The 8152-nt window shown below is 42.7% G+C and carries 8 protein-coding genes; 2 read left to right on the top strand and 6 right to left on the bottom strand.

Annotated features, from left to right (window positions below):
• Positions 1-180: 180 nt before the first annotated feature.
• Positions 181-384 (top strand): hypothetical protein, encoded by a 204-nt coding sequence (locus ABI430_04355; GenBank protein ID MEO8638103.1) that lies wholly within the window; start codon positions 181-183, stop codon positions 382-384.
• A gap of 93 nt (positions 385-477) precedes the next feature.
• Here ABI430_04355 and ABI430_04350 read toward each other — a convergent pair whose 3' ends face one another.
• The 6 genes from ABI430_04350 to ABI430_04325 all read right to left on the bottom strand — a co-directional run bounded on the left by ABI430_04350 (position 478) and on the right by ABI430_04325 (position 6123).
• Positions 478-810: a DUF1653 domain-containing protein gene (locus ABI430_04350; GenBank protein ID MEO8638102.1), complete on the bottom strand. Its 333-nt coding sequence runs from the start codon at positions 808-810 to the stop codon at positions 478-480.
• An 8-nt stretch (positions 811-818) separates the two neighbouring features.
• Positions 819-2234 (bottom strand): glycosyltransferase family 39 protein, encoded by a 1416-nt coding sequence (locus ABI430_04345; GenBank protein MEO8638101.1) that lies wholly within the window; start codon positions 2232-2234, stop codon positions 819-821.
• Positions 2215-2655 (bottom strand): GtrA family protein, encoded by a 441-nt coding sequence (locus ABI430_04340; protein MEO8638100.1) that lies wholly within the window; start codon positions 2653-2655, stop codon positions 2215-2217. Before ABI430_04340 ends, ABI430_04345 begins: the two co-directional genes overlap by 20 nt.
• Positions 2656-2668: 13 nt before the next feature.
• Complete coding sequence (locus ABI430_04335) at positions 2669-3367, bottom strand: hypothetical protein (GenBank protein MEO8638099.1); 699 nt, start codon at positions 3365-3367, stop codon at positions 2669-2671.
• 319 nt (positions 3368-3686) lie between these two features.
• Positions 3687-4727 carry a hypothetical protein gene (locus ABI430_04330; GenBank protein MEO8638098.1) on the bottom strand — a complete coding sequence of 347 codons (1041 nt, stop codon included), beginning with the start codon at positions 4725-4727 and terminating at the stop codon, positions 3687-3689.
• Positions 4728-4884: 157 nt separating this feature from the next.
• Positions 4885-6123 (bottom strand): glycosyltransferase, encoded by a 1239-nt coding sequence (locus ABI430_04325; protein MEO8638097.1) that lies wholly within the window; start codon positions 6121-6123, stop codon positions 4885-4887.
• Between the two features lie 115 nt (positions 6124-6238).
• Here ABI430_04325 and lepA point away from each other — a divergent pair, with 115 nt between their 5' ends.
• Positions 6239-8047, top strand: coding sequence for a translation elongation factor 4 (gene lepA, locus ABI430_04320; protein MEO8638096.1), 1809 nt, complete (start codon positions 6239-6241; stop codon positions 8045-8047).
• The last annotated feature ends 105 nt before the right edge of the window (positions 8048-8152 follow it).

The raw sequence follows: 8152 nt of genomic DNA, 5'->3' as shown, positions 1-8152 counted from the left end.
TAGCCCGCCCCACCAAAAACGAAATCAGAAAGCCCGCGCGGATTCCTCCCCAAACCCCTCCTCCGCGCGGACAAAATGCAAAAACAAAATTAGTCTCGGTTTTGCGAATCCTTTCCCCAAAAAATAGTTTCGCAAAACCGAGTCCATTTTTAGCACCACGAATAAAGAAATTACCACCGAGTGAATTCCGCCAGTTTCTCCCTCAAGGAGAAACCCGTCCCTCGCCACACCACCGCCATACCGAAAAAGAAAATCAGAATCGCGCCAAACAAAAAAGAATGGATCGGTGGTGAGGCGAGAGCGGGACGACACAGCAGAAGCGGAACAGCACGCCCTCTGGCGTGTTGTGGAGCGGATGCTGTGGCGTGGCGGAATGGAGATTAGTCACGGAACGCGGAACTTTCAAACTTTAAGAATTTTTGATAAAGTAGGTTCTAGCAGTGTCATAAAGATACTCCAAAATTCGACATTATTTTTCTAAGGATACATCATATCTTTAACTTTCGTGAGCTCCGTAATAGTATTTATTTCAGTAATTTTGCTGAATCGCGGAAAAGTCTTACCATCTTTTGTGACATCTCCCATCCACATAGAGAGAGGTCTTAAATCAAAAAATTTTCCCGCGTTGTAAGCAGATGATTCGTAAAGCGGTCGGTATACAGCCATGTTCGAATCTTCTTTTCGGCAGTCTTCTTCCGTATGACACCCGACTCCAATAAACTCATAGGCATAATTATTTACGGTACTATTAGGATCGTGTTTGTAATGATAGTAGAACCCATTCTCGGGGATTTTAGAGGGTATTTTCATAAGTAATTTTATTTAACCTTATAAATCGAAAGTTTACAATTTCCTACCGTTCGTTCGAGCTCTACTGTCGCTTCGTTTTTCAATTTCGAAAGAAGAATGTCTTTCGAAGCGCAGTTGCCGTCCGAGCAGGATAGTCCGCAGGTGTCGAGTGCGATATAGTCGGAATTTTCCTTTTGCGATGTATAGCTTCCGAGAATGCCGTCCCAGGCATCAAATACGCCAATCAATTTCACGTCAGATACCGACAAAATCATGGGAGACGATGTGATGACCTTTTTTCCATTCTTGTTTTTAAAAAATTCGTAGTAATCACTTCTTTCTGGCTCGAGTGGTAACTCTCCCTTGATATGGTTGATGTTTCCTATTTCGAGCCAAATGCAACCGGCCGTTACGAGAACTAAAAGTGTTTTCTTTCCGAAGTTGAGAGAGCTAATTCCGATGCCAGTAAGAAGAGCAATCCATGGTAGGAATCCTATGGCGTAGCGTATTTCCTTGTGCGGAGTATGCGAGAAATAGACTATATATGTAAGAGCAATCAAAAAAATGGCAATCAGATGCTTCCGTTCTTTCAAGTTTTCCCTCCACGATTTCCGCAGGAGTGGGATGAGAGCCAAAGGTGCAAAAATGAGGAGGCGATTTTGCGACAGGATATTTGTCACATAGTAGAAATATTGAGACTGGAGAATCGGGTCAATTCCGACAAGGACAACACCTGCCTTAAGAGGAAACAGAATGTCCCCATAGAGAATATAGTTTGAAATAAAAAAAGGAATCCCCAAAATCGCAGACCCAATGCCGAAACGCAGAGCTCTTTTAATCGTAGTCGTAAAATTTCTTTCGATAACAAATTCAGTGGCGAAAAATAGAAAAATTGAGATGATAAAGAGAGCGTGGGGAAAACGAAAAAGAAAAGCAAGGCCAGCAAAAAATCCTGACCAAACCATGAGGTCTTTTTGTAAAAGATAAAAAGCAAGGAGAGTAAAAAAAATCGTCGGAATATCAGTAAGACCGACATTGGTGAAGCTAAAGAAAAATGGAGTCACGGAAAGCAGGGCAGCAGCAATTATTCCGGAGCCATATTTAACTCTTTCGCCAATTAGATAAATAACGTAAATGGCACCGAGAGCAAAAAAAACTTCAAGGATTCTCGAAGTTATCTGATTGTCGATCCCAGCTTTCCATATAAGCCCCTGTACAAATGGCCAGAGGAGAGGTCTAGAAGGCTCAAAATAGCCCACTCCCCCATGAGAAAAAAGCCATTTTCCCATGCCGATATAGATTGAAGAATCCCACCAAATGATAGTTGGCCTGAAAATGTAAATCAGCATCAAAATGAGAGAAACAGAAAGAATTATAAGCATGAGCGCCCGATCCGGCGAGACTATAATAGATTTCGTCCTCAATTTAATTTGCTGGAACGTCATTTTTTTTAAACACAAGAAATTTGTAACCTAAAAAGTTTATCGAAAGCGCCACGACAGTTCCGGCGAGCGCGCTTATGTTCCCGAGAATAACATGGTGGCCAAAGTGCGCTTGAGACAGAAGGACATAGAGGCTTGATGCCGTGCCGACATTGATAAAAAAGCTGATGATAGAAATAAGAAAGAATTTGAAAAAAATATTTGATGAAATTTCTTTGTAAGAAAATGTGAAATGTTTGTTCAGAAAAAAGCTGTTGACAGCCGCTACTGTAAAGGAGATTGATTTAAATAGGGTATAGCTAAGGGCGCCGGTCATTTGAGAAGTAATCAGCAGAATATTTAGGATGAGAAAATCTATTCCGGTGTTTGTTGCGCCGACGGAGATAAAAGTGACGACTTCCTTTAGAGTTTTGTTTGATTTCATTCTCGCAGGCCGGCTATCTTTTTTTAGGAATAATTTTCGGTGTGGAAGTGGCCGAAGTCGAGGTTGCGATTTTTTCTTTGAGCGCGGGTTCGATTTTGCCTATGTCCTCGAGGCTCTTGAAGCCCGTGTAGACTTTTTCTCCGATGACAAGAGCAGGGAGGCTATCGGGCACTTTGTAAATGGAAATGAGGGCGCGGAGGGCGGAAAAATCGAGATTATAGTCGAACGAGTACAGTCGTAGCTCCGGATGTTTTTCGCGGAGCTCGCTTAGGACATATCCTTCTTTCACGCAATCGGGGCATTTCTCTTCGCTTCCGTAAAAATACAGGATAAAGACGGGTGTGAGCCCACATCGCTCGCTCACTTTTTTCATGAGGAGATAATCCTTGATCTCGAGGATTGAGTAATACTTTTTAAGGCTTACAATTTCGTCGCTTCCGCTCAAATTTCTCTCATTGTACTCGATTTTTTCCGCCAGCGAGTTCAACTCCTGAAACAGGAAAGAAGTATTCACTTCTTTACAGGAAGATTCAGCCAGAAGAGAGAATTGCGTTTCGGAAGAGAGAATGTCGATTGAGATTTTGTCCTCGATAGTCCGCACGTTCACCACTCTCTTATTGTTGAAATAAGAGCTCAATATAATGGCGGTATAGAAAATAATCGCTGTTATCAGAAAAACGATCAGATACTTTTTCCAGTCAATGTTTCTCATCCTGTTGCGAAAAATGACATCACTCTTTTGGAGCATTATGCCACTCTTAAATTATCAGTTATTAAATTTCAATACTCCTCTATCTGCTATTTATACTACATTCCTCCTCCGATGTCATTTTCTGCTCCGGGAATTTAAAATTGAAACAAAGTACGAATATACACCCGCCCGAACCGAAAGTCACGTTCGGGCCTGCCTGCCCGTACCGAACTACTGCCTTCGGTACGTCCGGTACGGGCGAAAATACGAAAAATTACCACTCTTACCCCATTTCCTGTAGAGGAAGGAGAGAATGTTGATAAAAAGGAGGGACACTTTATTATTTATATGCCACTTCGTGAATATTATGAAAAGATTCCACAACAGTTTGAAACTGCTGATAAGGAATAGTCATTGATTTTTTTCCAGCTAAATCGTTTACCGTGCGGTATCGTACTCCCTCATCGAGAGAATCAAATTTTTTGCCCAATGAGTGATACATTTCCTCCAGCTGTTTTCTTTGTGCTTCAATTTCAGTTATTTCCTTGGGCCAATCTTTTTCAGCTTTTAAAGCAATTTGGAAAGGCTCGAAGACGCTCTTTTTCTTCGAAAGAACATAATCTATTGCCTTTTTGTATTTACCCTTAAATAATCCCAATGATTTCTTGACTTTTGCAAGGTTTTCCATCAAGTTTTCTATTGTTACTCCATCCGACCGATTCAAAATAGAGGCGCGCATGGCCCTCAATGTCACCCCAACCTCACCCTTTTTTGAGTCAAACATTTGCAAAGCGTCATCAATTACTTTTTCACACTTCTTAACCTCTTCACCAACAGCTGTATCTATTTCAGCTCGTTTTTTAAAATTACCATTATAGCGCTCCGTGTATGCACTAACTGCATCTGTAAAAACTTCCGCATCTTTTTGAAATTCCACTAACAGGGCTTCTGTTTTCCGTTTTTTATCGATAGATTGGTTTGCCACGTTTGCCTCTTCATGGATTGTTTCCATAACACCGGGATATGCCACAATTCCTGCAATTTCTCGGTTAACTTTTTCCTGTTTCACGATCAAATCTTTAGCGAGCGACACAGTTTCAGTGACGTACTGTATAAATTCAGGGTTATCTTTCAAACCCTCTAGTTCTCTCAAAGGCGAGAGCGATTTGAGAGTGGCTTGTGCCGACTTTTGAAGTACATCGAGTTCGATTGATCTTGCTCGAAGAGTTTCCTGGTCAGTCACTTTTTCCATGACTGATGTTTCCATTTCTTTTCGCATTTGATCGGCCCTCGCTTTAAGTGTCGCGACGTCTTGCTCGATTTGCTCCAGTCTCTCTTTGGTGGTCATTTCGGCGCCTTCTCTAGATGTCTCTACATTCATATTTCTATTTTTAATGCGAATAAATTAATTGGTCCACACTATTCTACAATAAAGACCATTTTGAGCCAACTTTACTTTTAACAATAGATTACTACACACAATGTAAGTTCTCTTAGTCGTCAAAGCGAGTCGCTCTAAAAGAGTCATCGAGAGTAATTTATTTCCATTCAACATTTTTTCCGAAAATGACCTTGCCAATAGAAACCAACAACCAGCTTGGGGAGATAAGTCCGTATAGAGTAAATGTATAAAAAAAATCCAAAACGTTAATCTTTTTCTCCGTGAATCTATGACCGAGAATGATGATGGCGGATAAAAGGACAATTGATACGATAAAAAGAAAAGTCATCGTGTCAGTGTTTACAAAATACCAGTTGAAAGAAAGAATAGGCCATTTTGGTTCGAAACCGATGACTGAGAGTTTTATTATATAGTCCACGAGTCTCTCTCCCATGCTGTAGAGTAAAGCAAACATAAGATAGAGGGCAGACAAAATATAGACAGGTGCGAGGGGGAGCGCCAGAAGCCCCAAATTGCCGTGTTCTTTATTGAAAAAAAGAGAGCGATAGTCCATCGCGTTTTTTATGAAGCCGTGAGTCCAGCGAAGTCTCTGCCTATATAGGGTTTTCAATGTCTTTGGCGTAATAGTGTCCACAAACGCTTTGTGGCAGTTCATTATTTTATACTTGTTGCTTTGCATGCGAAGGGCAATCTCGATGTCCTCAGTTTTGTGAGCAGTCTTGTAATTGCCGAGCTTTTCGAAGACCTCCTTTCTGAAAATAGAGAAGGGCCCTGGCGTCACATAAATCGCGTTCATATGGCTCATCATTTTTCGAACAAAATTGCCATAGCTGTATTCGATGTTTTGAATTCGCTCAAGAATATTTTTTGGATTGTGGACTCGAATAGAAGGAGTTACCGCCATCGTGCCTGAATCCTCGAAATAAGCGACTATTTTTTTCAAGGCGTCGGACTGAACATACGAGTCGGCATCGAGACAGCCAACAAGCTCTGATGTCACTTTTTCTAATCCTAAGTTTAATGCGGTGTATTTTCCACCGTTATCTTTTCTGAGAATTTCAATGTTTGGCTCGCTTTCGTATTTTTGAAGCGCTTCAAATGTTTTGTCTGTGCTTCCATCGTCAACGACGAGAATCTTGAGCAGTTTTTTCGGGTAGTCCAGCCTTAGCAAGGACTCGATTGTTCCCGAAATAGTTTTTTCTTCATTAAAGCAGGGGACAATTATGGAGACTGTGGGAAGGACTGATGTGGATATTCGCGTCTCCTCATGCGAAATAGATTTGCGTCTTTCGAGATAAGTTATCATCAAAAAGACCTCGAAATAGAGGGAAATGAAAATAAAAACGTTTAAGGGAATCCCGATTACTGAATCCATAATTTTCTCTATTGTACGCCTCTTTTAAGTTTTTTACAAGGGAAAGTGGGGAAAATTTTGACCAAATTTAGAGAAAAATGCGCGGGTTTTTCATTTTTCTGCTAGTATAGAAGTCATGGACCTTAAACACATCAGAAATTTCGTCATTATCGCCCACATTGACCACGGCAAAAGCACTCTCGCTGACAGAATGCTTGAAATCACGGGCACCATAGAAAAGCGGAAAATGAAAGAACAGGTGCTTGACTCCATGGAGCTTGAACGCGAACGAGGGATTACTATTAAAATGCAACCCGTAAGGATGCTCTGGCATCCTAATGGTCCCGAGCGTAGCGAAGGACAAGAATACGTTCTCAATCTCATCGATACTCCCGGCCACATAGATTTCTATTACGAAGTTTCAAGAGCGTTAAAAGCAGTCGAGGGCTGTCTTTTGCTCGTTGATGCCACGCAGGGTGTGCAGGCGCAAACTCTTTCCACTTTGGGAATGGCAAAAGAGCTCGGTCTCGCCATTATTCCCGTCGTGAGTAAAATTGATTCTCCCCTCGCTCGGATTCCGGAAGTCAGAGCCGAAGTGGCAAAGTTACTTGGATGCCCCGAGTCAGAAGTCTTGGAGTGCTCCGGAAAAACAGGCGAGGGAGTGTCGGAGCTTCTCAAGGAAATTATTCGGCGAGTGCCTGCGCCAAAAGAAGAATTTTCGGGAGACAGATTTCGGGGACTGGTTTTTGATTTCCAATACGACAATCATCGCGGTGTCATCGTGTATGTCCGAGTCATTGACGGAAAAGTGCAAAAGAACAATACTCTGCTCTTTTCGGCTGCCGGAGAAAAATGTATCGCTCTTGAAGTTGGCGTATTTTCTCCCGAGGAAACTCCGAAAGAAACTATCGAGAAAGGAGAAATCGGCTACATCGTAACGGGCGTAAAACAGCCGGGCATTGCCTCGGTGGGAGACACCATTGTTGATTTGAAAGACCCTCTGCCTGCGCTTCCCGGCTACGAGACGCCAAAACCTGTCGTCTGGGCATCGATTTATCCTGAAGACCAGAATGATTTTACCCTTCTTCGGCAGGCGTTAGATCGCCTCCGACTTTCCGACTCTTCCTTTACGCACGAAGAGGAAGCATCGGGCACAATGGGCAGAGGATTTCGCTGCGGGTTCTTGGGGATGCTTCATCTTGAAATCATCACCGAGAGGCTTCGGAGAGAATTTCGACTCGAGCTCGTCGTAACGACGCCCTCGATAAGCTATGAAGTCGAGGATAAACGGGGTAAAAAGCAAATTATTTATTCTCCCGCACTGTTTCCGCCCTACCAGGATATCGTAAAAATCCGCGAACCGTGGGTCACATTGAACATCATCACTCCTCCCGATTATCTGGGTGGAATTTTGCAGATTTTGTATAGTCACGAGGCAGAAGTAGGAGAGACAGAAACATTCGGTGAGACGAATCGCACTTCGGTCACCTGTCTCATGCCTCTTCGCGAGCTCATGCGTAATTTTTTTGATGAAATTAAAAGCGCTTCCTCGGGTTTCGCGTCAATGTCATACAAAATCGGCGAGTATCGCGATGCGGACGTGGTCAAGCTTGACCTCGTAGTTGCCGACGAAGTCATACCGGCTTTTTCTCGTGTCGTGTCGAGGAAAAAAGTTGATATTGAAGCGGAGAAGTCGGTGGAAAAACTCTACGAGAGTCTGCCTCGCCAGCTCTTTGTGACGAAAATTCAGGGAGTGGCATTAGGAAGAATTATCTCATCAAAAACGCTCTCGGCTCTTCGCAAAGACGTGACCGGCTACCTCTACGGAGGCGATATCACCAGAAAAATGAAATTGCTCGAGAAGCAAAAAAAAGGAAAGAAAAAAATGAAGGCGAGAGGGAAGGTGAATATAACACAGGAAGTGTTTCTGAAAATGATGAAGTGACGCAAAATATAGTCGCGAAGCGCTCCTTATTTTGCGTCATCCCCGCGGAGGCGGGGATCCAGAACAATATTTTGCGTCATCCCCTTGAAGAAGGGGATCCAGTTC

The organism is Candidatus Taylorbacteria bacterium, assembly GCA_039934295.1.
In the GTDB taxonomy this organism is placed as follows: Bacteria; Patescibacteriota; Minisyncoccia; order Phycocordibacterales; family HO2-43-120; genus HO2-43-120.
The sequence above is the reverse complement of the archived record's forward strand: the minus strand, read 5'-3'. Positions and strand labels throughout refer to the sequence as shown.